The sequence below is a fragment of the Cohnella candidum genome (assembly GCF_003713065.1).
In the GTDB taxonomy this organism is placed as follows: domain Bacteria; phylum Bacillota; class Bacilli; order Paenibacillales; family Paenibacillaceae; genus Cohnella; species Cohnella candidum.
Map to the genome: position 1 here is coordinate 4,353,444 of NZ_CP033433.1, position 23,493 is coordinate 4,376,936.

Below are 23,493 nucleotides of genomic sequence, written 5' to 3' on the forward strand. Positions count from 1 at the left end.
AAAAATTGAAATTCTGGGCGAGACGTCGACATCATTCTACAATCAAACGAATTAATTTGTCCTATAATAGGACGATAAGGAAAATGGTAGCGCTGCATGACGAAAATCACGCGAAAGGAGCGGTCGGGAGACTACATGGATACGCCCCAGTTGATCCATCGCCTCCAGTTGCTGCAACGTCGACTTTGCGAAATGGCAGACGATTTGGGCAATTTGACCGATCCAGAGATTGTGGCCGTCAGCGAAGAAGCGGACAGGCTGATCGTCCAACTGCAGCGTCTTCGGAAGCAAGAAGCCGAAGACAGGAAAAGAGCCGCCGAAACGCCCTCAGCTTCGGTCCTGACGGGCTCTAAGCCCGCGGAAGAAATCGGTGAGCAAGGCGGCGCATTCTTCCTGAAGAACCCCTGAAGCCCAGGGCAGCCGATGGTTGAACCGAGTATCCTGCAGTAAATCCATCAGCGTGCCTACGCATCCCGCTTTCGGGTCCGCCGTGCCGTATACGACTCGCTCTACCCGGGATTGAAGGATCGCGCCCGCGCACATCGGACAAGGCTCCAGCGTGACGTACAGGGTGCAGCCGAGCAGCCGCCAGGCGCCCAGCTTCCCGCTGGCTTGGCGGATCGCGATCATCTCCGCGTGGGCCGTCGGATCGTGCGAGGTTTCCCGCAGGTTGTGGCCGGCACCGACGATCTCGCCGTCTCGTACGATCACGGCGCCGATCGGCACCTCTCCGATCGAACGCGCCCGATGGGCTTCCTCGATGGCCGCGCGCATCCATTTCTCGTCCTCGTGCAAGGAGATTCCCCTTTCATTACCAGCGAACATGCATTCGTTGTTAACATGGTGTGCACAATTCTGTGGATAACTACCCTCTTATCCACAGAGTTATGCACATCTTCTTTATTTTCTGTGGGCATAAGTCTTTTTAATTGTAACAGCTTGGTAAACCAGGTCAAATATTGCCGCGTTCCCGAATAGGCTGGATAGGGAGGGGTGGACAACCGCCCGAGAGGGAGGGGTAGGCATGATCAATCTCGTTTTCCGCCAGCATCCGGCCATCCGGCCGAACGGCAGGGTTTCCGTGTTCGGTCCGGCTCTCTGTTCCGCCGAACGGATGCGCGCGTACGCCGCCCGGCGCAATCCCGGCGCGCCAGACGTGGCTGCGTATTATCGGGAACTGGGAGAGCGCTACGGCATCCGGGGCGACATCGCGTTTTGCCAAGCCATGCTGGATACGCAGGTGTGGAAGAAGGACCCGCAGGGCCCGCCTTGGAAACCATACGCCCATGCCATTTGGAGCGCGGCGGATCCGGCATGGACGGAGGAGGAGCTCCGGCGCAGGACCGAGCTGCATATGAAACGGCTGTTCGACCTCGCCGCGGCGCGGGAAGAGAGCGTGTTTTGCTGGGAGGACCTGAACGGCAAATGGGCGCTGCCCGGCCACAAGTACGCTCAAGACATTTTGGCGATCTGGAAAAACATGATGGAGTGGGAAGGGGAGGGAGAAGTCGTGAGAGAAGCGGAGGAAACGGTGGACGAGCACAGGACGGCCGATCGGCGGGGCGCTGCGGAGGCGGCATTCGCAAGCGACATGCTGTGGCTGGGGGAACGGGGAGGGCTGCCGTTACCTTCGCCGCATCCGGAGCGCAGGGTGACCTGGGGTGAATTGGCGCGCGTGCTCCGGTTGTTGGACGAAGGCAAATCTACCTTCTCTTCCGGCCCTTCGGACCCGGCTCCGAGTATGGACACCGGCGAGCCCGCGTGATAAGATGGCATCACAAATGAATACGGCGGAAAACAGGTACTTTCATAGTTTAAAAGAGAAGTTCGGTGCAAATCCGACGCGGTCCCGCCACTGACCATGGGGAGTCTTCCGGAACGTGCCACTATCGCATCCGCGATGGGAAGGCCCGGAAGACGATGATCCTGGAGCCAGGAGAACTGCCTGTTTTCGACAAACACCCGGCAACCTACGAGGAATAGGGGAGGTGTGGCTGCGCGTCTATGTTCGTAACCCGATTTGAGAAACTCGGGGCTGCGGCGGCCGCGCGATCGGTTCAGGCAAGCGCAAGCGGAGCGGCGGCGACGGATTTTTTACGGCCTGCTCCGTCCTTGATCGGTCATCCACACGGCATCCCCCGGCAGGGGGGTGCTTTTTGTTTGGTCGCCCGATTCATGGGAAGAGGAGGAATGGGAGAATGTTGAAGGAACGGAAAACGGGGAACGGGACGGCCCGGCGCGGCTGGCTCCGCGGAATCGCGGCGGGATTGCTGGCTTTCGCCCTGACGATAAGCGCGTGGTCGGGCGCCATGGCGGCGGAAGGGGACGCGGCCGCAACGGCAACGCCTGCCGCGGCGCCATCGCGCGCCCAGTTGGATGAAGCGCTGTCCGCGCTGCAGTCCTCGCTCGGCAAAGCAACCCCGGTCAGCGACTGGGTGGCGCTCGCTCTGGCCCGCGGCGGCAAGCCGTTCGGGGAGAAATACTTAGCTCAAGCAGAGAAAAGCGTTGCAGCAGGCAGCCTGCGCCTCGTTACCGATTATGCGCGCACGGCTCTCGCCGTGAACGCGAACGGCGGAGACGCGAGCAAGTTCGGCGCCAGCAAACTCAATCTGCTGTCCAAAATCGCCAATTTCGACAAAATGACGGCTCAAGGCCCGAACGCGCCGGCTTACGCGCTTCTCGCCTTGAACGCCGCGGATTATCAGCCCGGCCTGAATGACCGCTGGACGCGCGACTCCTTGGTTAAGTGGCTGGTGGACAACCGCAACGCGGACGGCGGCTGGTCGCTCGTTCCGGGCAAAAGCGACGTCGACGTGACGGGAATCGTTTTGATGGCGCTCGCGCCATACCAAGACAAGGAAGAGGTCAAAAACGTCACGGACGCCGCTCTCACCTGGCTGTCCGGCGTTCAGAAGGATAACGGCGGCTTCGGTTCTCCGGAGTCGAGCGAGAGCTCCGTTCAGGTGGTTATCGCACTGACGTCGCTGGGCATCGACCCGGTGCAAGACGCACGCTTCGTGAAGAACGGGAAATCCGTGCTGGCGCGGTTGTTGGAATTCCGCTTGAGCGACGGCAGTTTCACGCACGTCCCGGGCGGTAAGAGCGACGGCCTGTCCTCGCTGTATGCGCTGCTGGGCCTGACGGCTGCCCAGCGTTACCAGGACGGCCTGCCGTCCCTCTACGCGGGAGACCGCGTCGGCCAAACGGCGGAACTGACCGTCAACGGACCGAGCTACCAACTGGCCAAAGGCAACGTGAACGGCCGCACGGCATTGGATTCTTTGGTCCAAGTGCTGCGCAAAAACAACCTGCCTTACGAAATCGAGAAACACCCGCAATTCGGACCCTTCCTGAAGTCGATCGCTTCGACGGCCAACGGTTCTTACGGCGGCTACGACGGCTGGCAGTACGCGGTCAGCCGCGGCGGAGAGTGGCTGACGAACCTGCCGGGCCTCGCTTCGTTCGTGCCGCAGGGCGGCGACAAAATCGTCGTCTACTACGGCGATAACACGGCCTTGATCCATTCCGTTAAAGTAGAACCTGCCGCGCCTCGTGAAGGGCAGCCGGTCACGGTGACGGTCGAGAAAGAAATTTACGATTGGGATGCCGGCAAAGCCGTCGTCAGTCCGGCGGAAGGCGCCCGCGTAACAGTGGGCGGCCAGACCGGCGTGACGGACAAAGACGGCAAAGTCGCGTTGAAGGGTCTGCCGATCGGCACCCAAACGCTGACGGTTAACGGCTACAAGCTTGGTGCGCTTCCGGCTTACGTCGGCTATCAGACGTCCGTCGAAGTCGGCTCCTACGTGAAGAAAGTGACCGTCCGCGTGGAGGGCGACCAGGGCACGATCGCTGTCGGAGCTGCCCAGGGCGGAACGGCGCTCGAGGCCGTGGAAAACTTGTTGAAAGGGAAAAACGTTTCTTATGAAGTAAAAGAACTTTCTTTCGGCAAATACTTGTCCAGCATCGCCGGTACGGCCGCGGGCAAGTTCGGCGGCTATGACGGCTGGTTGTACGCCGTGAAGGACGGCGCGTCCTGGATCGTGCCGGCCGTGGGCATCGACAGCCTGCTCCTCGAAGACGGGCAGGAAGTGGTCGTGTACTATGGCGACAACACCAAGCTGCCGGAGCCGGTCGTCGTAACGCCGACGGCGCCGAAGCCGGGCGAGCCGGTGAAAGTCGCGGTCACGTACCGCGAAATGGATTGGGACGCCGGCAAACCCGGCGCTCCGCAGCCGCTGGCCGGTGTCCGCGTTTCGGCGGGCGGCGTCTCGGCAACGACCGACGCGAACGGGAACGCGACGCTCACGGGATTGAAAGAAGGCGCGTACGTGCTGGAGGTTTCGGGCTACGCGAGCGGCAAGGCGCCTGCGGCTGTCCGGACCGTCGCACCGCTCACGGTCGGCATAAACTTCGCCGACGCGGCGAAAGTGTCCGACTGGGCGCTGGAATCGGTACGGACCGTCAAAGCCGGCGGAATCATGAAAGGGCAGAACGATTCGGTCGCGGCCTTCAATCCGAAAGCGGCGGTTACCCGTGCGGAGTTCGTATCCGCGCTCGTCCGCGCGCTCGGGCTGGCTCCGCTGAGCGGTTCGGACTTTAAAGACGTAGCGGCCACGGCTTGGTACGCGAAGGACATCCAAGCCGCGTCGAAAGCCGGATTGATCGCGGGCGTAGCGCCGGGCCAATTCGCGCCGGAAGCGAAGCTGACCCGCGAGCAGGCCGCCCAGCTTCTGATGCGTGCTTTGAAGCTGAAGGCCGGTTCGACGACGGCGCTCGCGGACGAGAGCCAAGTGTCGGCTTCCGCGAAGGCTGCCGTGCAGGCTGTGATGGAGCAAGGCTGGATGACCGCGTATAACGGGAAGTTCTCGCCGAAGATGACGATGCCCCGCGAGCAAGCGGCCGTCATCGCGGTCCGCGTCCTGTACCGTGCGGGCGTCGGCAAATTGGGCAAATAACAAGATTCGGGTTGAAGTGATAATGAAAGGAGGGGAAGAGCATGCTGAGCCTATCTTGGCGTAGAGCGGCGGTTACCGCTATGCTGGCCGCGGCCATTCTGACGGCTGCGGCTTGCGGAACGGCCGAAAAGCCGCAGCCGAACGAGGCGTCGTCCGCGTCTGCGGCAGCGAGCCCGCCGGCCGGGCAAGTGTCGCCCACGCAACCGGCCTCGCCGCCGGCGTCGCCAGCGGCTTCGTCGACGGAGCCGTCAACGGAGCCGTCCGCTGTGCCGCAGCCAAAGGCCACGACCGAGTCTCCGCCGGCAACCACGCCGTCCATCCGCGAACGGGTGGACGATCCTCCGGCCTCCGCGTCGTCTCCGGCTGCTCCTTCCCCCTCCACGCCTGCGAAGCCGGCAGAACCTTCTCCTCCCGCGAAAGACGCGGGGAAGGAAACCGCCCAGACGGTCACGATCTCCGTCGTCGGAAACGCCGAGTGGGGCAGCGTACTGGATCCGCAGCAGGTCAAGCTGCAGAAGAACGACACGGTGGCCGACCTGCTAATCCGGACGCTCAAAGCGCATAAGCTGGCTTACGATACGAGCGGCAGCGGCGCGATGTTCTACGTGGCCGGAATCGACGGGCTGTTCGAATTCGACGACGGTCCGACGAGCGGATGGAAATACAAGGTGAACGGAAAAGTTCTCGACGTGGGAGCCGGTTCCTATAAGCCTAAACCGGGCGACCGGGTGGAATGGTTCTATACCTCAAGCGACAAACAGGCCGAGGAAAGCAAGGAGCAGGCGCCATGAGCGAAGGATTCGGCGCGCGCTCCCTGCATCCGTCGGTGTTGCTGCTCTACTATGCCGGAGGGATTACCTTCGGCATGTTGCTGTTTCATCCGGTTATTTTGCTGTGCGGCTGGGCGGCATGGCTGGCCGTGAACGCACGGCTGGACGCCGGGCGGGAATGGCGGAAATGGTCGGTCCCGATGCTCTCGGCCCTGGTCGTCTTGATCATCGTGAATCCGCTCATTTCCCACCGGGGCCGGACCGTATGGTTTTATTGGGGCGACCTGCCGATCACGATGGAGTCGGTCGCTTATGGCGTGACGATGGCAACGTCGCTCCTCGGTTTGCTGACCTTGTTCGTGTCGTACCGGTTACTCATGACTGAGCACAAATTCCTGTACCTCTTCGCCCGGATTTCTCCGAAGGCGGCCCTGCTCGCGATGATGGCGGCAGGGATGGTCCCGCGGCTCCGCAGACGGATGCAGGAGCTGATTCTCGTCCAGAAAACGAGGGGGATCACCGTTACGGAAGGCTCCCTCGCCCGCCGCGCGCACAATGGAGCCCGTTTGGTCGGCTCGCTTCTCTCCTGGTCGCTCGAGGATGCTCTGCAGACCGCGGATTCCATGCAGGCGCGCGGATACGGAACGGGGCCGAGAAGCGCCTACCCCGCTTTCCGGTTCCGGTCTCGCGATCTGTGTACGATGGCCGGCCTGCTGGCTGCCGCGGCCGCCATTTTTGTTTTGTGGGCGGATGGCAACGGCTTTTTGAACATTTATCCGAGATTGGGATCGTTGGCGCTGTCTCCGGGTGACTGGGGTGCCGCAATCCTGTACGTCATTTATATCTTGCTGCCGATGGGCTGGGAAAGGAGGGACCGCAAAGCGTGGCGATTATTGAACTCCGGGACGTAACGTTCCACTATCCGGACGCAAGCGAGACGGCCTTGACCGGCCTGTCGGCTTCGATCGCCGAAGGCGAATTCGTCGTGCTCGCGGGACCCTCCGGCAGCGGGAAATCGACGCTGCTCCGGCTGCTGAAGCGGGAAGTGTCGCCCGGCGGCCGGTTATCCGGCCGGATACTGCTGGATGGACGCGGCGTCGAGTCTTGGCCGGCTCGTGAAGCCGCTTCTGCGGTCGGGCTCGTCATGCAGCACCCGGAAAACCAACTCGTGGTGGACACGGTCGAACATGAGCTGGCATTCGGCATGGAGAATTTCGGATTAGACCGCGGGGCGATGCGGCGGCGGATGGCGGAGATGGCCGGATTTTTCGGCCTGGAGCCGCTGCTTCACCGCCGCACCGACGAGCTGTCCGGCGGCCAGAAGCAACTGGTGAACCTGGCGGCGGTATTGATGCTGCAGCCTCGCGTGCTTCTGCTCGACGAACCGCTCTCGCAGCTGGATCCGCTGGCGGCGAGGGAGCTGCTCGGCATGATCAAGCGGCTAAACGACGAATGGGGCATCACCGTGATCATGAGCGAGCATCGCATCGACGATCTGCTCCCCGTCGCCGACCGCGTGATCCGGCTCGACAAGGGAGCTGCCGCGTTCGACGGAACGCCGCGAGCTTTCGCATCCGAGGCGTGGCGGCGCCAAGATCCTTCCTGGATCGAGGCGCTGCCTGCGGTGACGAGATGGGGGCTGGAGCGGAACGCCGCCGCAGGCCAAGAGGCGGAGCCGCCACTTTCCGTGAAGGAGGCGAGAAGGCTCGTTTCCGCGGAAGCCGGCACGACGGCCGGATCGCCGCAAGCGGCGGCCAAGGAGAACGGGCCGCCGCTGCTGCGCGCGGACGGCTTGTTCTTCGCCTACGACAAGAAAGCTCCGGCTGTCATGCGAGGCCTGGCTTGGAGCATCCGTCGAGGCGACCGTGTTGCCTTGTTCGGCGGCAACGGAAGCGGGAAGTCGACGCTGCTCCGGCTTCTGGCCGGCATGCTGCGGCCGCAGCGCGGAGACGTACGGCTCGAGGGGACGAAGCTGGAGAAAATTCCGTCCGCTTCCCGTTACTCGCGCATCGGTTACTTGGCGCAAAACCCGCTGCTCCATTTCGCTCACGATACCCTGGAAGAAGATCTAACGTACGCGGCCAACAGGGCCCAAGCGTCCGATCCGGCTGCCGAGGTCCGGCGGATGGCGGACCGGCTGGGCCTGCGGGAGCTGCTTCACCGCCATCCGCACGACTTGAGCGGAGGGGAACGGCAGCTCGGCGCACTGGGCCTGGCGCTGCTCGGCCGTCCGGAGCTGCTGCTGCTCGACGAGCCGACCAAAGGCGTCGACGCGCTGGCCAAGAGCCGGCTGATCGGCCACTTGGAAGAAGCCCACCGCGACGGCGTCACTCTCGTGATGGCGACGCATGACGTCGAATTCGCCGCCGGGTACGCCAATCGATGCTCGCTGCTCTTCCAAGGGGAAATCGTCGCGGATGACGAGCCCGAGGCGTTTTTCCGGGGAAACCTGTTTTACGCCACGCCTCTTCACCGCTTGATTCAAGGACGCGAGCCCCGGCCCGCCCAAGAGGGGGCGGCATTCCGATGAACGGCATCCGCAAACTCGTGAGTCCGAAGCTGCTCGTGATCCCTGTCGCGATCATATACTTGGTATTAGCCTATATTTCGCTCTCGCGCGGCAATTCGCTGCTGATCGGCATCGTGCTCGTGCTGCTGTCGATGGCTCCGTTCCTGTGGCGCTTCGAACGCCGCGAACGGCAAGCCCGGGAGCTTGTCCTGATCGCCGTGATGGCCGCGGTCGCTACCGTGAGCCGGATTCCGTTCGCCGCGCTGCTGCCGGGCTTCACCCCGGTGACGTTCATCGTCATCCTGTCTGGCGTCGTGTTCGGAGCGGAAGCGGGGTGGATGGTCGGGGCGGTCACCGGCCTCGTCTCGAATTTCTTTCTCGGGCAAGGCCCCTGGACGCCATGGCAGATGTTCGCCTGGGGGATGGCCGGTTTCACCGCCGGGCTGTTCGCCCATCGCAGCCCTTCGCGCCGCAAACGGCTTCCGCTCATCCTGTTCGGCGCCGCATGGGGCTTTCTGTACGGCTGGATCCTGAACGTGACGGTGGCGCTCGACGTCGGCGTCCGGGAGCAGTCCTGGGCTTCCGTGCTCGGCGTCTATGCGCTGGGGCTGCCGTTCGAAACGATACACGCCGCCGCCAACGTCTTTTTCCTCGCCGCTTTCGCCCCTTCCTGGATCAAGCTGCTCGAGCGTTACCGCCGCAAATACGGCGCGCTTCACCGAATCGATGCCGGTTCTGACGCCGGCAAGGAGGAACCCGCGTATGGCCAAAGAACCGCTTCTGAATGAATCCGAACTGCAGGAAGGCTTGCGTAGCTTGGAAGGATGGGCCGTAGAGGAAGGCAAGCTGACGAAGAAGTACCTGTTCCCGACGTTCGCGGACGCGATCGGTTTCGTGAACAAGGTCGCTGACATTGCCGAAGAGATGAACCATCATCCCTTTATCTCCGTCGACTTCCGCCGGGTCACGCTGCGGCTGACGACTTGGCACTCCGGCGGCATCACGGGGCTGGACATCGCATCGGCCAGCGCTTATGATGGCTAGTAAAATGCCGTCCGAACGGCAATTTCAGCTGGGGTGAACCCGTTTGATCCGTCGTTTTCTCACCTATTACCGTCCTTATTCCCGCCTTTTTACGCTGGATTTCACATGCGCCGTCATCGTCGCGCTGCTGGAGCTCGGTTTTCCGCTTGCCGTACAATGGATGATCGATACGCTGCTGCCCGAAGGCGATTGGTCCGCGATTACGTGGGCGTGCGTCGGCCTCCTGTCGATGTACCTGGTCAGCATGGGGCTGCAGTTCATCGTCAACTATTGGGGCCATATGCTAGGCATCAACATCGAGACGGACATGCGCAAGCAACTGTTCAATCACGTACAGAAGCTGTCGTTCCGTTTTTTCGACAACACCAAAACGGGACAGATCATGTCGCGCATGACCAACGACCTGTTCGATATCGGCGAGATGGCGCACCACGGTCCGGAGGATCTGTTCATCGCGATCATGACGTTCGCGGGCGCTTTCGGCATCATGTTCATGGTCAACTGGGAGCTGTCCGTCATTACGCTGGTAGCGGTTCCCGTGCTGGCATGGCTGATCGTCTTCTTCAACGCCCGTTTGAACAAGGCCGCGACCCAGATGTTCGAGAAAATCGCCGACGTGAACGCCCGCATCGAAGACAGCATTTCCGGCATCCGCGTCGTCAAATCGTTCGGCAACGAGTCGTATGAGCGCAAGCGGTTCGAAACGAACAACCGCGCGTTCCGGGCGGCCAAGCTGAGGTCTTACTTGACCATTTCGTTCAGCTCCTCGGGCATTTACATGCTGACGCGCACGATTTCCCTGCTCGTGCTTCTGTGCGGGGCCTGGTTCGCTTACCAGGGCAGGCTTTCCTATGGGGAATTGGTCGGGTTCCTTCTGTACGTGAACATTTTCCTGAGGCCGATCGAGAAAATCAACGCGCTGCTCGAGATGTATCCGAAGGGGATGGCCGGCTTCCGCAGGTTCTGCGAGCTGATCGATACCGAGCCGGACGTCAAGGACGCCAAGGATGCGATCGAGGTTACGCGCCTGAGAGGCGATATCTCCTTCGATAACGTCACGTTCGGCTACGAGAATCACACGCACGTGCTCAAAAATATCGATCTTCATATCCGGGCCGGCGAGACGGTCGCGCTCGTCGGGCCTTCCGGGGCCGGCAAATCGACGCTGTGCAGCCTGATTCCGCGGTTCTACGAGATCGACGGAGGCAGCGTGTCCATCGACGGCATCGACATCCGCCGGATGACGCAGCTCTCCTTGCGCAGCCAGATCGGCATCGTGCAGCAGGACGTGTTCCTGTTCAACGGAACGATCCGCGAAAACATCACGTACGGACGCCTGGACGCGACCGAAGAGGAAGTGTGGGAGGCGGCGCGGCGCGCCCATCTCGAAGCGATGCTGCTGGCGCTTCCGGACGGCCTCGACACGTTTATCGGAGAACGCGGGCTCAAGCTGTCCGGAGGACAGCGTCAGCGCTTGTCCATCGCGAGGATTTTCCTCAAAAATCCTCCGATCCTCATTCTCGACGAGGCGACGTCGGCGCTCGACACGGAGACGGAAAACGCCATCCAGCAGGCGCTGGAGGAGCTTTCGAAGGACCGCACCACGCTGATCATCGCGCACCGGCTGGCGACGGTCCGCCACGCGGACCGGATCGTCGTCGTGACGGAGGACGGCATCGCCGAGCAAGGACGGCACGACGAACTGATCGCGGCAGGCGGCGTGTATTCGCGCCTCAGCTCCGCCCAGTTCGGAGTCGCCGCAACGCGGTAAAACGAAGAAAACCGGAGCTCCGGGCGGCCATGCCGCTGCGGACTCCGGTTTTTTTGCAAGGTTTAATTAATCGTCTCGTGTCACCTTCGTAAAGAACGACAGGGCCCAAATCGCCGCTACGCCAACGACGATATAGACGATTTTGGAGCCGACTTCCGTGGATCCGCCGAACAACTCGCTGACGACGTCGTACTCGAAGAGTCCGACCGACAGCCAGTTGAGCCCGCCGAGAATGACGAGGATCAGGCTGATCACGTTCAACGTCTTCATTCGGTAACAGCCTCCTTTAAGGTTTGTCATACATGGACTTTCGCCAAACCGAAAAGCGAATCGCCGCCGAATCTTGGATGTACCCTACAGTTGTATGTGCTGCGACGTACGGTTATGCCTGGGCGCCATTGCCGTCCGTTCGCGCCGGCAGCCATACCATGCATAGTACGCGTACGATGCCGTTCGGAGAAGGGCGATCGTATTCGTCCTCCACGGCGAAGCCCGCTCTCTCGTAGGTTTTGATCGCGCGCCGGTTCCACGTCTCGACCTCGAGGTCGATTTCATGGTCCGGGTATCTGCGTTTGGCCTCTTGGACGGCTGACCGGACAAGCCCTAGGCCTAAGCCGGCGCCGCACAGATCCGGGCGCAGGCCGAGCCCGATCCGGACTGCCCGGTCAAGGGGGAAGAACTGCACGTAAGCGGCCATCTCGCCGGATTCCCGTATGGCGGACACATACTGCGAAGCGCGGATTTCAGGGTCCGCGAATTCCCGTCCGTCCCGGACCATCTGCTCCCAGGAAGGCCAGCCGTAACGGTCGTAGGGGGCCGGGTATCGCCATTCGCACAGCTGGCGGGCATCCTCTTCGGTCATCGGACGAAGTTGAAAATTCATCACATGGCGACTCCTTCCATGTTATGATAGGGAGGCTGATTTGGTTCCTCACATCGAGAAAGGTAGGGAGATAGAAATGGCCCGGCTTCTCTTCTTGGGCAGTTTCGCGTATCTGCTGGTCGGGTTCGCGCAGTTGGTCATCGGCACGGTCATGGAGCCGATGGTCCACGATTACGGCGTCCATTACGGGGACGGCGGACAGATGGTCATGAACCAGTTTCTCGGCGGCATGACCGGCGTATTGTGCACGCCATGGCTCATCAAAGTGCTCGGACGTAAAGGGCTGCTGCTGACAGCCTTGGCATTAATCGCAATTATCCAAACGGTATATTTTCTGCAGCCGCCTTGGGCGGTCATGCTGACGGTGGCGCCGATCACGGGCTTCGGATTCGGCATTACCGAAGCGACCGTCGGCTCCATCGTCATCGTAGCGGCGGGGGAGAACGCGAATAAGGCCATGAGCGGCATCGAAGTGTTTTTCGGCGCGGGGGCGCTGCTTATGCCGTTCATCGGGTCTTTGCTCATCGCAACGGGCCAGTGGAAAGCGTCGTTCATCGTGGTCGCCGTCATCGCGGTTGCCGCGTTCCTGTCATGGCTCCTATTCTGGCCGAAAATCTTGGATAAGTCGAGCGGGACCGACGCTGAAACTGCCGTACACCAGAAGACTTCCGGCTCGGCGGGCAGAGGGGCGCGCTTGACGCTGGCGGTGTGCATCCTGTTCTTCGCGGTGTACGTCGGCTTCGAAATGAGCTTCATCCACTACCTGCCGTCCATGATGGTCGCGAACAACGGGCTGTCCGATTCGACCGCTTCGCTGTCGATCAGCGTGTTCTGGCTGGCCATGACGATCGGCCGGATGGTGGCGGGTCACGCCGCGGACCGTTTCGGCGGCGCGGCTTATTTGGTGGCGATGTGCGGCTTCAACGCCGTTTTCTTCCTGCTCATGACGGGCCTGGACGGCGTCGTGTCCACCTTCGCGCTGACGGTGTTGGCGGGCTTGGCGATGTCCGGGATGTTCTCGATCGCGCTCGTGTTCGCGAATCGCGCGGTACCGGGCGTTACGGAACGGACGACCAGCCTGTTGATGGCGGCCGGGGGCATCGGGGGCGCGCTCTTGCCGAAGCTGACGGGATGGTTTCTCGACCGCTTCCACGAGGACCAGACGCGCTGGCTGTTCGCGGCATTCGGCATCGTGCTGCTGCTCGTGATGCTGTGGGCCGTGGCCTCGGCGTCCAAGAGCCGTCGGAAGGAAATCGTCGTTTCGTCGAATATGTGAGAGAGATACACTAATAGAAATAGGCGACTCACCTTCAAAAGGTTGAGTCGCCTATTTCTCTATTAGTCAGCATTAGGGTGCTCAATGCGCGGCGGCGTAAGCCTCCGACTCCGCTTGCGGGTCCATTTTCTCGCGGCTCATCGCGAACGCGGCGACCAAAGCCAGCGCGGCAGGGATAAGTCCCCACGCGAATATTTGCGCGATGGAGGAGGACAGTCCGCTCGTGATCGTATCCAGCGCGTGTGCCGGTATGTGAGCGCGCGTCGACTGAGCCAGCAGCGCATGCGGATCGCTGAGATCGAGGTCCGGCGGCAAAGCGGCCGCCGAATCGCCGCCCGAGAAAGACTCGGTCAGCTTACGCGTCAGCGAATGGCTCTGCACGATGCCGAAAATCGTGATGCCGAGCGTCATGCCCAGCGAGCGCAGGAAGTTCAGCGTCGCGGTGCCGGCTCCCCGTTCCCGAACCGACAGCGTATGGATCGCGGCGTTGGTCAGCACGGAGAAGGAGGCGCCGATGCCGAGGCCGACGAGGACCATATACAGCGTGACGATGAGGCGGGACGAATCCGCCGTCAGGGTCGACAGCAGCGCCAGTCCGGCGACCAACAGGACGAGCGTAGAAATCATGATCGAGCGGTAGGACATGCGGTTCATCACGATCCCGCCGCCGGTGGCGGTCACCACGGTGCCCAGCATCATCGGCAGCAGCACGAGGCCGGAGTTCGTGGCGGTCCCGCCGAGCACGCCTTGGATGTAAATCGGGATATATACCGAAGCCGCGATGAAGCCCGCCCCGCTCAGGAGGGCGATCACGTTGCTGGACGCGTACAGCCGGCTGCGGAACATGCGGAAAGCGATGATCGGTTCGGCGGCGCGCGACTCGGCGATCAGGAACAGCACGGCGAGGACGGCGAAGCCGGCGAACAGGCCGATGATCGGCAGGGAGTCCCAAGCGTAAAACTTGCCGCCGAGCTCGAGCCCGAACATGAGGCAGACGACCGCGCCGACCAGGGTGATCGCTCCCGCCCAGTCGATACGCTGCTTGGCGTGCTGCGGCGATTCTTTATACGAGCTTGCGACGAGCAGTAACGAGATCAACCCGAGCGGCAAGTTAATGTAGAAGATCCACTGCCACTGCAAATGGTCGGTCAGATAGGCCCCGAGCAGTGGCCCGAAAATGCTCGACATGCCGAAGACGGCGCCGAACATGCCCATAAGCTTGCCTCGCTGTTCCGGCGGGAGGGCGTCGAACATGATCGTGAACGCGATCGGCACGAGGGCGCCGCCGCCGATGCCTTGAATGGCGCGGTAAATGCTCAGCTCGACGATCGAGCCTGCGGTTCCGCACAGAATCGAACCCAGCATGAACAGGATCATGCCGAATACGAAGAAGCGTTTGCGGCCGTACATGTCGGAAAGCTTGCCGAAGATCGGCATGCCCGCCATCTCGGCGACCATGTAGGCGGAGGTGACCCAGACGAACTTGTCGAGTCCCCCGAGCTCGCCGACGATCGTGCCCATGGCCGTCGAGACGATCGTATTGTCCATCGATGCCGTCAGAATGGCGAGCAGGAGGCCGGCCACGACCATCCCGCCTTTGCTTTGCGTTGCTTTCATTGCTTCTCAAATCCTTTCCGGTTGGTTTCTTCTCCTGTTAACAGGATAACCGGACAATACTGACACCATTGTGTCAGTGAGAATTCGGCAGCCAAAAAAAGTTTCGGAGGCTTTCAGAATGGGCCTGCAAGGGTAACGATTCGTAAGTCCGATCGCGAGGAGGAAATGCCATGGAACACCGCTCAGGCGAACAAGCGCGCAACGAGGAGTTCCGGGAGAACGACTCCCCGGAGCAGGAGAAGAAGATCGATCAAGGCCGGGACATCGAGCCGCAGGCCGAACAGTGGGGAAAGAAGACGGAAGAGGACGAGAAAGAAGCGTCGAAATAAGCGAGATAGGCACGACTCAGGCTGCGCTTGCGGGGACGAACCCGCGAGGCGCGGCCTTTTTCATTTTTAACACGGGAAAACCATTCTTCTCGATTCGCGATAACAAACATCATTCAAAATAAAACCACATCAAGGGTTGAACACTCCCCGCCAAGAGCCCCAAAACTCCACGAATACCGTTGTTTTTTCCTCAATATAATGGCGTATCCACACAAAACCACATCCGTCTTGGATACGCCTGCCGAGCGACTCCAAGCCCGCCTTCCGGACGGAAGCGGGATGGATATAAAGGCTTCACCAAACAGAGGAGGATGGGGAATGTCTAGGAACACGAACAGAAAAAAGAAATGGTTTTGGCTCGCGGGGGTGCTCGTTCTCGCGCTCACGGCCGCCGCATGCGGCAAATCGAACGACGGGGCAAGCGAATCCGCCGCGTCCGGCAAGACGCAGACGCTCGATGAGCTGCTGCCTGCCGCCCAGAAGGAAGGGCAAGTCGTCAGCGTCGGGATGCCGGATACTTGGGCCAACTGGAAGGATACGTGGAACCAGTTGAACTCCAAGTACCAAGTGAAGCATACCGACACCGACATGAGCAGCGCGGAAGAAATCGCCAAATTCGACGCGGAGAAGAACAAGCCGACCGCCGACATCGGCGACGTCGGGATCGCTTTCGGTCCGCTGGCCGTCCAGAAAGGCGTCACTCAGCCGTACAAGACGCAGTATTGGGACGAAGTGCCGGATTGGGCCAAGGACAAGGACGGCAACTGGATGGTCGCCTACACGGGCAGCATTAGCTTCTTCTGCAACAAGGACCTCGTGCAAGAGTGCCCGAAAAGCTGGGCCGACCTGGAGAACGCCGGAGGCAAATACAAGGTTTCCGTTGGCGACGTGCTGAAAGCGGCGCAAGCGCAGCATGCCGTCCTGGCCGCGGCTCTGGCGCACGGCGGAGACGAAGGCAACATCCAGCCGGGCATCGACTACTTCAAGGGTCTGGCGGAGAAAGACGTCATCAGCAAGGTGGACGTGTCGCCGGCCAATATCCAGAAGGGCGAGATCGCGGTCGCGCTGCTGTGGGACTTCAACGCGCTCGGTTACCGCGACCAATTCGGCAAAGACAAATACGAAGTCAACATTCCGTCCGAAGGCAGCGTCATCAGCGGCTATGCCACGATCATCAACAAATGGGCGCCGCATCCGAACGCCGCGAAGCTGGCGAGAGCCTATATCTTCAGCGACGAAGGCCAAATCAACCTGGCCAAAGGCTATGCCCGCCCGATCCGTACGAGCGTGAAGCTGCCGGCGGACGTCGAAGCGAAACTCATCCCGCAGGACCAATACAAAAACGCCAAGCCGATCAAAGACTTCAAAGTATGGGAGAACACCGTAAAGGGGCTTAGTGCCAAATGGCAGGAAGAAGTCCAAGTCAAAATCAAGTAAAGCTTCTGCTGCTGCTCCCGTTCTTTCTTTGGCTGTTCGCATTCCTGCTCTTACCGGCCATCATGATGCTCATCTCCAGCTTCCATAACGAAGGCGGCCAAGGGTTCACCCTTGGCCAGTACGTCAAGGGGCTCACGCACCCTCTGTATACGACCGCGATCAAGAACAGCGTGATGCTCTCGCTCGTCTCGGCGCTCGTCGGGATCGTCGTCGCGGCCTTCGCCGCCTATTCGTTCACGACTTTCCCGCCGAAATCGCGGGACCGCATGCTCAGCGTCTCGAACATGATGACGAATTTCGCCGGAGTGCCTTTGGCCTTCGGCTTTATCGTCCTTTTCGGCACGAACGGCATGCTCACGCTGCTTTTCAAGCAGCTGGGCCTGTCCTTTCTCGTATTCGACCTCTACTCTTGGAAGGGCTTGGCGTGGGTCTACATTTATTTTCAAATCCCCGTCGGCATCCTGCTCATCTATCCGTCGCTGTACGCTTTGAAGCAGGAGTGGCGGGAATCCGCGTCCCTGCTCGGCGCCGGCACCGTGCAATATTGGCTGCGAATCGGCGTGCCGGTGCTGCTGCCGGGATTGGTCGGCACGTTCAGCGTGCTGTTCGCCAACGCCATGGGCGCCTATGCGACGGCATATGCGCTGGTTACGTCGAACTTCAACCTGCTTCCGATCCAAATCGGCGGACTCGTGTCGGGAGACGTGTTCCCTCGGGTGGAGCTGGGCAGCGCGCTCGCCATTATTTTGTTCCTGATCCTGGCGCTGGCCTTGTTCATCAACGAGAAAATGCTGCGCCTGGCAAGGAGGGGATTGAACGATGGCCGCTAACCTCGAACGGAAACCCGCGGCCGGCCGGATCTGGCATGGCTTGGTCGCCGCGGTCGTGCTGGTGTTCCTGCTGCTGCCTTTGCTGGTCACCTTCCTGTTCTCGATCAGCACCGTATGGCAAGATACCGTGCTGCCTGAAGGATACACGCTCGACTCGTACGTCCGGTTGTTTACCGACCAACGGTTCCTGGACGCGCTGGGGCGCTCCTTCCTCGTCGCCGTCCTGACCGTCGCGCTGTCGCTGATCGTGATGGTGCCGACCATTTTCATCGTCTCACTTTACGTCCCCAGCTTGGAAAAATGGCTGCAAACCGTCGTGCTGATGCCGTTCGCGCTGCCGGGGGTCGTATCCGCGGTCGGGCTGATCAAGCTCTACTCGAATCCGCCCTTCGCGATTTCGGGAACGATTTGGATCCTGATCGGCGCCTATTTCATCATCATCCTGCCGTATGTCTACCAGAGTACGCGAAATTCCCTCCGGGCGGTCAACGCCGCCGAACTGATGGAGGCAGCGGAGGTGCTCGGGGCGGGTAAAGCGGCCGCGTTCCTTTGCGTCATCCTGCCGAACATCCTGCCGGGCGTCATCGTGGCCAGCCTGCTCTCCTTCTCCATCGTGTTCGGGGAATTCGTGCTTGCCAATATGCTTGTCGGCGGGAGCTATGAAGTCGTCCAAGTGTACCTGTACCACATGATGGGCGTGGACGGCCATCTCTCCAGCGCGACGATCGTCACGTTTTTCGCTTTCGTGCTCATTCTGTACGTGCTCGTGCTCAAAATCGGCAACCGTAAGCCGCGGACGGCATTGCCGTCCGAAGGCGGAAAGGAGGAAACGGCTTGAGTTTCGTTCAAATACGCGACGTGACCAAAAGCTTCAATCGCCATCCGGTGCTCGACAAGGTTTCGCTCTCCATCGAACAAGGGGAATTCGTCACGCTGCTCGGGCCGAGCGGCTGCGGCAAAAGCACGCTGCTGCGCGCGATCGCCGGCCTGAACCCGATCGACGAAGGCAAGATCGAAGTCGGCGGCCGCGATATCACGTTCCTGCCTCCCAAAAGTCGCAACGTCGGCATGGTTTTTCAGTCTTATGCGCTGTTTCCGAATATGAACGTATTTGATAATATTGCTTTTGGGTTAAAAATGATGGGCTTAAAAAAAGACGAGATTCGGCCGATGGTAGAAGAGATGCTGTCGATTATCGACCTCCGCGGCAAGGAGGACCGTTACCCGAATCAGCTGTCCGGCGGACAGCAGCAGCGGGTCGCGCTTGCCCGTTCGCTGATCAAGAAGCCGAGCGTGCTGCTGCTCGACGAACCGCTCAGCGCGCTCGACGCGAAGATCCGCCGCTCGCTGCGGGGCGAAATCCGCCGCATCCAGCAGCGGCTGAACATGACGACGATCTTCGTCACGCACGACCAGGAAGAAGCGCTGACGGTATCGGACCGCATTTTCGTCATGAACCACGGCCGCATCGAACAGGTCGGCAGCCCGAACGAGATTTATACCGCGCCGGCCAGCGAATACGTCGCCCGGTTCATCGGCAACTACAACGTCTGGAGCCGGGATCAGCTGCAAGGGCGCGCGATCCGCGGACTGCCCGAGCAAGGCGGCATGTTCGCCGTCCGGCCGGAAGCGATCCGGATGGCCGCGGCGACGGCGGAAGAAACTCCGGACGCGATCGTGGCCGAAGGGACCGTGTCCCAGGTGTCGATTCTGGGCAACGTGCTGCGTTTCGAGGTCAACGTGTCCGGCCTCCCGGTGACCGTCGACATGCTGAGCGGCCACTCGCTCGACAGTTGGCCCGCCGGTGCGCCCGTCAAGCTGTCGATTTCCCGGGACGAATGGAAAAGCGTTCGTCCCTCTTCGTAGGGAGACGCGCCGAGATGTCCTTGTCGTTTGAGAAGCGCAAGAAGAAGATCCTCGAGCGCCTGAACAAGGAAGAGCGCGTGGAAGTCCAGGTCCTGGCAGAGGAGTTTCGGGTGTCGACCGAGACGATCCGGCGGGATCTGGAGCGGCTGGACCGCGACGGGCGCCTGAAAAAGGTGTACGGCGGGGCCGTGAAGGTCCGGGCGGATTCGCTCGAGCTGCCGTTCGACGAGAAAACGCTGCTTCAAGCGCAAGAGAAGGCGGCCATCGGAAGGTATGCGGCCTCTCTGGTGAAAGACGGCGACACCGTCATGCTCGGGAACGGGACGACGACGATCGAGCTGATCCGCAATTTGACGGAGCATCGGGACGTCACGATCGTGACCCATTCCACGCCGACCTTGCTGCTGGCGCTGGATATTTTTCCGGGCAAAATCATTTTCGCGGGCGGCGAGGTCAACAAACGCCAGAAATCGACGGAAGGCCCGCTCGCCGAGCTCGTCTTGAATCGGCTGCGGGTGAATAAGGCATTCATTTCCGCGGGAGGCGTGTCACTGGTCGACGGCATTACGGATTACGAGCTGTCGGAAGCGAACATTTCCCGGAAAATGATGGAGCGCGCGGACGAGACGATTTTTTTGGCGGATTCCTCGAAATTCGGCAGAACGACGTTCGCCAGCGTCTGCCCCCTCGACGACGTGTATACGATGATCACGGATGCGGGCTGCGACCGGGAATGGCGCAAAGACTTGGCGGACAAAGACATCCGGCTATGGATAGCGGGCGAGGAGGATGGATGAACGTTGAAGGTGGATTTTCATTTCCATTTGGAAGAAGGGCCTTACTCTTTCGGTTGGCTTCAAAAAACCGCCCGGGCGCTGCAGAACGCGCCTGACGAAAGTCCCATAGAATATCGCAGCCACACCCTTCCCTGGATCGAAGAGCAGACGAAACGGCTGCAGACGAGGCTGGCGGAAGGCTGCTTCTCCGAACGCTGGATGGAGCGGTACATGGCGCAAGGACGCCAACGGGGGATCGAAAGGTTCGGGATCGTGGACCATCTCTACCGTTTCGAGGAATTCCGGGAATACTACGAGAAATACGTCATCATCGACGACAGCGAGCTGGGCCGCCTTCAAAGCTATTGGCTCGACCGGGTCCGAATCGGCTCGATCGAGGAATACTTGACCGCGGTCCGCCGCATGCAGAAGAAAGGCCATCCGATTTCCGTCGGCGTGGAAGCCGACTTTTTCCCGGGAGGGGAAGCGGAGCTCAAGGCGCTGCTGGACCGCTATGAGCTGGATTACGTCATCGGAAGCGTCCATTTCGTGGACGGATGGGGATTCGACAACCCCGAGGTTCAGCACCTGTTCGAAGAGAAGGACCTGCTGGAGTTGTACCGTTACGGCTTCGAGCACGTGAAGCAAGCGGCACGCTCCGGCATTTTCGATATCATCGCCCATTTGGACAATTTGAAGGTGTTCAACTACCGGCCCGACGAAGCTTTGCTGCAGGGCCTTTATGACGACCTCGCCGCGGCGCTCAAGGAGGCGGACGTCGCTTCCGAGATCAATACGGGCCTCGCTTACCGTTATCCGGTCAAGGAGGCGTGCCCGAGCCCGTCTCTGCTCGCTAAGCTGCACGCGCACGGGGTGCCGATTACGCTCAGCTCGGATGCGCACTTCCCGGACGATATCGGGACGATGCTGGATGAGGCCGCGCAGCTGGCTTGGGATACGGGATACCGGGAGATCGTCTATTTCAGGGACCGTCACAGAATCAGCGTTCCCCTTCGGGAATAGAGCAGGGAGGGTGATCGAATGTCCAATCCCGCCGTATGGCAAATCAGTCACTGGGAATTGACCCTGCGCATCCTGTTCGCGCTCGTGGTCGGAGGTTTGATCGGTCTGGAGCGGGAGTTCGGGCAGCACTCGGCCGGTTTCCGCACGCACATCCTCGTCTGTCTCGGCTCGGCGCTGATCATGCTGTTGTCTCTGTACGGGTTCAGCGTCTTCATGGGGGAGCCGAACGTCCGGGCTGACCCTGCAAGGCTTGCGGCGCAGGTCATCAGCGGCATCGGTTTTCTCGGCGCGGGGACGATCCTGCGCAACGGCAATTCGATTTCGGGCCTGACGACGGCCGCGTCGCTGTGGGTCGTGGCGGCTTTGGGCCTGGCGGTCGGAGCGGGTTTCTATTACGGGGCGCTGCTCACGGCCTTCTTGTCCCTGGTCTGCCTGTTCGTGCTGAACAAACTGGAGAAAGTATTCAGCAGGAAGCGGAGAATGGCGGACCTGACCGTTACGATGCGGGAATCCGGCGGAAGCGTGCAATCGGTGATGGCGAAGGTCGCGGCGATCGGGGCGACGATCGAGGATTTGTCCGCGGAGAAGGGCGTCGGCGGCCAGGAAGGTGCGGCGATTCAGGTTCATCTCCGGGTGAAGAACATGATGCTGGAAAAGCATCTGAACGTGCTGGACGAACTGCGGGCGATTCCTGGGGTGATCAGGGTCTCGTACCATTTGTCCGACGGCAAAGGGCGGAAAAAGGCACCGGAAGATATACCGTCCGGCGGCGACGTATAAGGAAATGCAAAGCGGGCAGGATCGCGTGAAGCGAACCTGCCCGCTTGTCATTTAACCGCCTGATTCCGTCGTCGCCGTTTCGCCCGGTTTGGCGGTATCTTTCTGTTGTTTCGCCAGCAGCAGGGCTTCCTCGGCTTTCGTTTGCAGGCTGTCGAGCGCCTCGGACACGGAAACCTTTCCGTCGGCCGCCGCGGATAATTCCTGCTGGGCCATGCCTTGGAAGTTGTTCATGAAGTCTCCGGGAACCGCTTCGTAATTTTTGTACATGGCCGGCTGAATCGGCTTCAGCTTGTAGAAAGCCTCGAAATGGTGGCCTTCTTTGTCCGACAGGTACTGGGTGCGGACGGGCATGTTGCCCATTTGCCGCTTGGAAGTGACGCGGGCGAATTCGTCGCCGTGAATATACTGTAGGAACGTCCAGGCCGCCTTCGACTGCGCCGATTTGGCGGATATCGCGAAAATGTTGTTGAAGGAGACGTACGGGCTGTATTCGGGATTGCCCGGGTCGACCGGCATCGTGACGATGTCCCAATTTTTCACGGCTTTGTCTTTGACGACGTTCTGCGCTTGTTTGATCTGATCCATTAAATAAGTGCCCTCGAACGTCATCGCGACTTTGCCGCCGATGAACGGATCGCGGAGCAAGTAGTCCTCATACTGCATGGGCCCGTCGCTCATCTGGTTGGGATCCTCCGTATAGAGGGCGCCTGACTTCCAGGCGTTAAGCGCGGTTTCGTACGTTTTCTTCCAAGCGTCGGTGTTCACGGTGACGTTTTTGGCGCCGGCGTCGACGATGTTGAGGTTTTTCGTCAGGCCGATCATGTTGCCGAGCTGATACAGATCGGTCGCGGAGTATCCCATTTTGAGGCCGTACACGCGATCGTCTTTGGAGCCTGTCGTCGGGAACATCGCCGCCAAGCGGAACAAGTCGTCCCAGCTCATCTGGTCCTTGGGCAGTTCGACGCCGTACTTTTGGAACATGTCCTTATTGTAGAAGATCGCTTGGCTGTAGAAGTTCGGGACGAGTCCGTAAAGCTTGCCGCCGCTCAGCTCCTTCAGGTAGTCCAGCATGCCGGGCATCAGTCCCGCCTGGTCGAAGCTTTTCTCCTGCACTTGGGTTTCCAGCTCGAGCAGTTTGCCTTCGTTCGCCATTTTCGTGTACTGGTCCGCGGAGAGCATGACGATGTCCGGCTTCTGCTCTTCGATGAACTTCCGCGTCTCGGCTTCCATGTCCTTGCCCGGCTCGTGCTTGATGCTCTGCGTGTTGACGACTTCGATCTCCACCTCGGGATGCAGGGCGGAGAAGAGCATGCCGTACTGGTCGAAAAACGACCTTTCGTCATAGTACATGACCTTCAGCGTGACGGGTTCCGCGCGCTTCTCGGCGCCGGCGTCTCCGAAGCTGCAGCCGGCCAACAGGCTTGCCGTCAACGCGAACGGAAAGACGTAACGGGTCCAACGGTAGCGATTCAATTTCCCCACTCCTCCCATTTCTTTTCCTTGTTTCTCTATGATTCGACTCTATTATCTTCCAAGTGGAATCCATTTCCTAGGGAAATAAGGAAATGTTATGAGATTTTAGGGAAAATTTAGGGAGGGGGAGCGCGGAACCGCATGGCCGTTCGGC

The 23,493-nt window shown here is 60.6% G+C and carries 23 protein-coding genes and 1 riboswitch; of the genes, 18 read left to right on the forward strand and 5 right to left on the reverse strand.

The features are described from left to right. Positions 1-135 precede the first annotated feature (135 nt). A complete protein-coding gene (locus EAV92_RS20120) occupies positions 136-408 on the forward strand; it encodes an aspartyl-phosphate phosphatase Spo0E family protein (protein WP_123043827.1) in 273 nt (90 codons plus the stop codon). On the opposite strand, the gene tadA is transcribed toward EAV92_RS20120, so the two are convergent. Beyond that, on the reverse strand, positions 328-825 hold the full coding sequence (gene tadA / locus EAV92_RS20125) for a tRNA adenosine(34) deaminase TadA (RefSeq protein WP_123042744.1): 498 nt from the start codon (positions 823-825) through the stop codon (positions 328-330). The genes EAV92_RS20120 and tadA overlap by 81 nt on opposite strands. A gap of 199 nt (positions 826-1,024) precedes the next feature. Here tadA and EAV92_RS20130 point away from each other — a divergent pair, with 199 nt between their 5' ends. The 8 genes from EAV92_RS20130 (at position 1,025) to EAV92_RS20165 (ending at position 11,049) form a co-directional block, all read left to right on the forward strand. Beyond that, a complete protein-coding gene (locus EAV92_RS20130; RefSeq protein ID WP_123042745.1) occupies positions 1,025-1,765 on the forward strand; it encodes a glucosaminidase domain-containing protein in 741 nt (246 codons plus the stop codon). Between the two features lie 17 nt (positions 1,766-1,782). Beyond that, positions 1,783-1,963: riboswitch (cobalamin riboswitch) on the forward strand. Between the two features lie 235 nt (positions 1,964-2,198). Continuing rightward, positions 2,199-4,955, forward strand: coding sequence for an S-layer homology domain-containing protein (locus EAV92_RS20135; protein ID WP_123042746.1), 2,757 nt, complete (start codon positions 2,199-2,201; stop codon positions 4,953-4,955). Between the two features lie 41 nt (positions 4,956-4,996). Further along, a complete protein-coding gene (locus tag EAV92_RS20140) occupies positions 4,997-5,746 on the forward strand; it encodes a DUF4430 domain-containing protein (protein ID WP_123042747.1) in 750 nt (249 codons plus the stop codon). After that, positions 5,743-6,636, forward strand: coding sequence for an energy-coupling factor transporter transmembrane component T family protein (locus tag EAV92_RS20145; protein WP_164472863.1), 894 nt, complete (start codon positions 5,743-5,745; stop codon positions 6,634-6,636). Before EAV92_RS20140 ends, EAV92_RS20145 begins: the two co-directional genes overlap by 4 nt. Continuing rightward, on the forward strand, positions 6,609-8,255 hold the full coding sequence (locus tag EAV92_RS20150; protein ID WP_123042748.1) for an ABC transporter ATP-binding protein: 1,647 nt from the start codon (positions 6,609-6,611) through the stop codon (positions 8,253-8,255). Before EAV92_RS20145 ends, EAV92_RS20150 begins: the two co-directional genes overlap by 28 nt. Next, entirely contained in the window at positions 8,252-9,022 is a 771-nt protein-coding gene (locus EAV92_RS20155; protein WP_123042749.1) for an ECF transporter S component, read from the forward strand. The genes EAV92_RS20150 and EAV92_RS20155 overlap by 4 nt, the downstream gene beginning before the upstream one ends. Continuing rightward, a complete protein-coding gene (locus EAV92_RS20160; protein ID WP_123042750.1) occupies positions 8,997-9,278 on the forward strand; it encodes a 4a-hydroxytetrahydrobiopterin dehydratase in 282 nt (93 codons plus the stop codon). Before EAV92_RS20155 ends, EAV92_RS20160 begins: the two co-directional genes overlap by 26 nt. A gap of 43 nt (positions 9,279-9,321) precedes the next feature. Next, positions 9,322-11,049: an ABC transporter ATP-binding protein gene (locus EAV92_RS20165; protein ID WP_123042751.1), complete on the forward strand. Its 1,728-nt coding sequence runs from the start codon at positions 9,322-9,324 to the stop codon at positions 11,047-11,049. Between the two features lie 66 nt (positions 11,050-11,115). Here EAV92_RS20165 and EAV92_RS20170 read toward each other — a convergent pair whose 3' ends face one another. Together EAV92_RS20170 and EAV92_RS20175 are read right to left on the reverse strand one after the other, a co-directional pair. Then, complete coding sequence (locus tag EAV92_RS20170) at positions 11,116-11,319, reverse strand: DUF378 domain-containing protein (protein ID WP_123042752.1); 204 nt, start codon at positions 11,317-11,319, stop codon at positions 11,116-11,118. 112 nt (positions 11,320-11,431) lie between these two features. Then, positions 11,432-11,932 (reverse strand): GNAT family N-acetyltransferase, encoded by a 501-nt coding sequence (locus EAV92_RS20175; protein WP_123042753.1) that lies wholly within the window; start codon positions 11,930-11,932, stop codon positions 11,432-11,434. A 76-nt stretch (positions 11,933-12,008) separates the two neighbouring features. Between EAV92_RS20175 and EAV92_RS20180 the strand changes: the two genes are divergently transcribed. After that, entirely contained in the window at positions 12,009-13,208 is a 1,200-nt protein-coding gene (locus tag EAV92_RS20180) for an MFS transporter (protein WP_123042754.1), read from the forward strand. Positions 13,209-13,289: 81 nt separating this feature from the next. Here the strand turns inward: EAV92_RS20180 and EAV92_RS20185 are convergent, their stop codons facing one another. Then, positions 13,290-14,825: an MDR family MFS transporter gene (locus tag EAV92_RS20185; RefSeq protein ID WP_123042755.1), complete on the reverse strand. Its 1,536-nt coding sequence runs from the start codon at positions 14,823-14,825 to the stop codon at positions 13,290-13,292. Positions 14,826-14,995: 170 nt separating this feature from the next. On the opposite strand from EAV92_RS20185, the gene EAV92_RS24630 reads away from it, so the two are divergent. The 8 genes from EAV92_RS24630 (at position 14,996) to EAV92_RS20220 (ending at position 21,866) form a co-directional block, all read left to right on the forward strand. After that, positions 14,996-15,154, forward strand: a complete 159-nt coding sequence (locus tag EAV92_RS24630; RefSeq protein WP_164472864.1) for a hypothetical protein — start codon at positions 14,996-14,998, stop codon at positions 15,152-15,154. Positions 15,155-15,472: 318 nt separating this feature from the next. Beyond that, entirely contained in the window at positions 15,473-16,591 is a 1,119-nt protein-coding gene (locus EAV92_RS20190; RefSeq protein ID WP_123042756.1) for an ABC transporter substrate-binding protein, read from the forward strand. Beyond that, entirely contained in the window at positions 16,558-17,421 is an 864-nt protein-coding gene (locus EAV92_RS20195; RefSeq protein WP_123042757.1) for an ABC transporter permease, read from the forward strand. Before EAV92_RS20190 ends, EAV92_RS20195 begins: the two co-directional genes overlap by 34 nt. After that, positions 17,411-18,259, forward strand: a complete 849-nt coding sequence (locus tag EAV92_RS20200; RefSeq protein WP_123042758.1) for an ABC transporter permease — start codon at positions 17,411-17,413, stop codon at positions 18,257-18,259. The genes EAV92_RS20195 and EAV92_RS20200 overlap by 11 nt, the downstream gene beginning before the upstream one ends. Continuing rightward, on the forward strand, positions 18,256-19,287 hold the full coding sequence (locus EAV92_RS20205) for an ABC transporter ATP-binding protein (RefSeq protein WP_123042759.1): 1,032 nt from the start codon (positions 18,256-18,258) through the stop codon (positions 19,285-19,287). The genes EAV92_RS20200 and EAV92_RS20205 overlap by 4 nt, the downstream gene beginning before the upstream one ends. A 14-nt stretch (positions 19,288-19,301) precedes the next feature. Then, complete coding sequence (locus EAV92_RS20210) at positions 19,302-20,084, forward strand: DeoR/GlpR family DNA-binding transcription regulator (RefSeq protein WP_123042760.1); 783 nt, start codon at positions 19,302-19,304, stop codon at positions 20,082-20,084. A gap of 9 nt (positions 20,085-20,093) precedes the next feature. Next, positions 20,094-21,086 carry a histidinol-phosphatase HisJ family protein gene (locus EAV92_RS20215; RefSeq protein WP_338134422.1) on the forward strand — a complete coding sequence of 331 codons (993 nt, stop codon included), beginning with the start codon at positions 20,094-20,096 and terminating at the stop codon, positions 21,084-21,086. A gap of 18 nt (positions 21,087-21,104) precedes the next feature. After that, positions 21,105-21,866, forward strand: coding sequence for an MgtC/SapB family protein (locus tag EAV92_RS20220; RefSeq protein ID WP_123042762.1), 762 nt, complete (start codon positions 21,105-21,107; stop codon positions 21,864-21,866). A 51-nt stretch (positions 21,867-21,917) separates the two neighbouring features. Here EAV92_RS20220 and EAV92_RS20225 read toward each other — a convergent pair whose 3' ends face one another. Beyond that, a complete protein-coding gene (locus EAV92_RS20225; RefSeq protein ID WP_164472865.1) occupies positions 21,918-23,339 on the reverse strand; it encodes an ABC transporter substrate-binding protein in 1,422 nt (473 codons plus the stop codon). Positions 23,340-23,493: the final 154 nt, after the last annotated feature.

What these genes read in the sequence shown, in the direction of transcription:
- EAV92_RS20120 (WP_123043827.1), top strand. Translation starts at nt 136, where the DNA reads ATGGATACGCCCCAGTTGATCCATCGCCTCCAGTTGCTGCAACGTCGA.
- tadA (WP_123042744.1), bottom strand. Translation starts at nt 825, where the DNA reads ATGTTCGCTGGTAATGAAAGGGGAATCTCCTTGCACGAGGACGAGAAA.
- EAV92_RS20130 (WP_123042745.1), top strand. Translation starts at nt 1,025, where the DNA reads ATGATCAATCTCGTTTTCCGCCAGCATCCGGCCATCCGGCCGAACGGC.
- EAV92_RS20135 (WP_123042746.1), top strand. Translation starts at nt 2,199, where the DNA reads ATGTTGAAGGAACGGAAAACGGGGAACGGGACGGCCCGGCGCGGCTGG.
- EAV92_RS20140 (WP_123042747.1), top strand. Translation starts at nt 4,997, where the DNA reads ATGCTGAGCCTATCTTGGCGTAGAGCGGCGGTTACCGCTATGCTGGCC.
- EAV92_RS20145 (WP_164472863.1), top strand. Translation starts at nt 5,743, where the DNA reads ATGAGCGAAGGATTCGGCGCGCGCTCCCTGCATCCGTCGGTGTTGCTG.
- EAV92_RS20155 (WP_123042749.1), top strand. Translation starts at nt 8,252, where the DNA reads ATGAACGGCATCCGCAAACTCGTGAGTCCGAAGCTGCTCGTGATCCCT.
- EAV92_RS20160 (WP_123042750.1), top strand. Translation starts at nt 8,997, where the DNA reads ATGGCCAAAGAACCGCTTCTGAATGAATCCGAACTGCAGGAAGGCTTG.
- EAV92_RS20170 (WP_123042752.1), bottom strand. Translation starts at nt 11,319, where the DNA reads ATGAAGACGTTGAACGTGATCAGCCTGATCCTCGTCATTCTCGGCGGG.
- EAV92_RS20175 (WP_123042753.1), bottom strand. Translation starts at nt 11,932, where the DNA reads ATGAATTTTCAACTTCGTCCGATGACCGAAGAGGATGCCCGCCAGCTG.
- EAV92_RS20180 (WP_123042754.1), top strand. Translation starts at nt 12,009, where the DNA reads ATGGCCCGGCTTCTCTTCTTGGGCAGTTTCGCGTATCTGCTGGTCGGG.
- EAV92_RS20185 (WP_123042755.1), bottom strand. Translation starts at nt 14,825, where the DNA reads ATGAAAGCAACGCAAAGCAAAGGCGGGATGGTCGTGGCCGGCCTCCTG.
- EAV92_RS24630 (WP_164472864.1), top strand. Translation starts at nt 14,996, where the DNA reads ATGGAACACCGCTCAGGCGAACAAGCGCGCAACGAGGAGTTCCGGGAG.
- EAV92_RS20190 (WP_123042756.1), top strand. Translation starts at nt 15,473, where the DNA reads ATGTCTAGGAACACGAACAGAAAAAAGAAATGGTTTTGGCTCGCGGGG.
- EAV92_RS20195 (WP_123042757.1), top strand. Translation starts at nt 16,558, where the DNA reads ATGGCAGGAAGAAGTCCAAGTCAAAATCAAGTAAAGCTTCTGCTGCTG.
- EAV92_RS20200 (WP_123042758.1), top strand. Translation starts at nt 17,411, where the DNA reads ATGGCCGCTAACCTCGAACGGAAACCCGCGGCCGGCCGGATCTGGCAT.
- EAV92_RS20210 (WP_123042760.1), top strand. Translation starts at nt 19,302, where the DNA reads ATGTCCTTGTCGTTTGAGAAGCGCAAGAAGAAGATCCTCGAGCGCCTG.
- EAV92_RS20220 (WP_123042762.1), top strand. Translation starts at nt 21,105, where the DNA reads ATGTCCAATCCCGCCGTATGGCAAATCAGTCACTGGGAATTGACCCTG.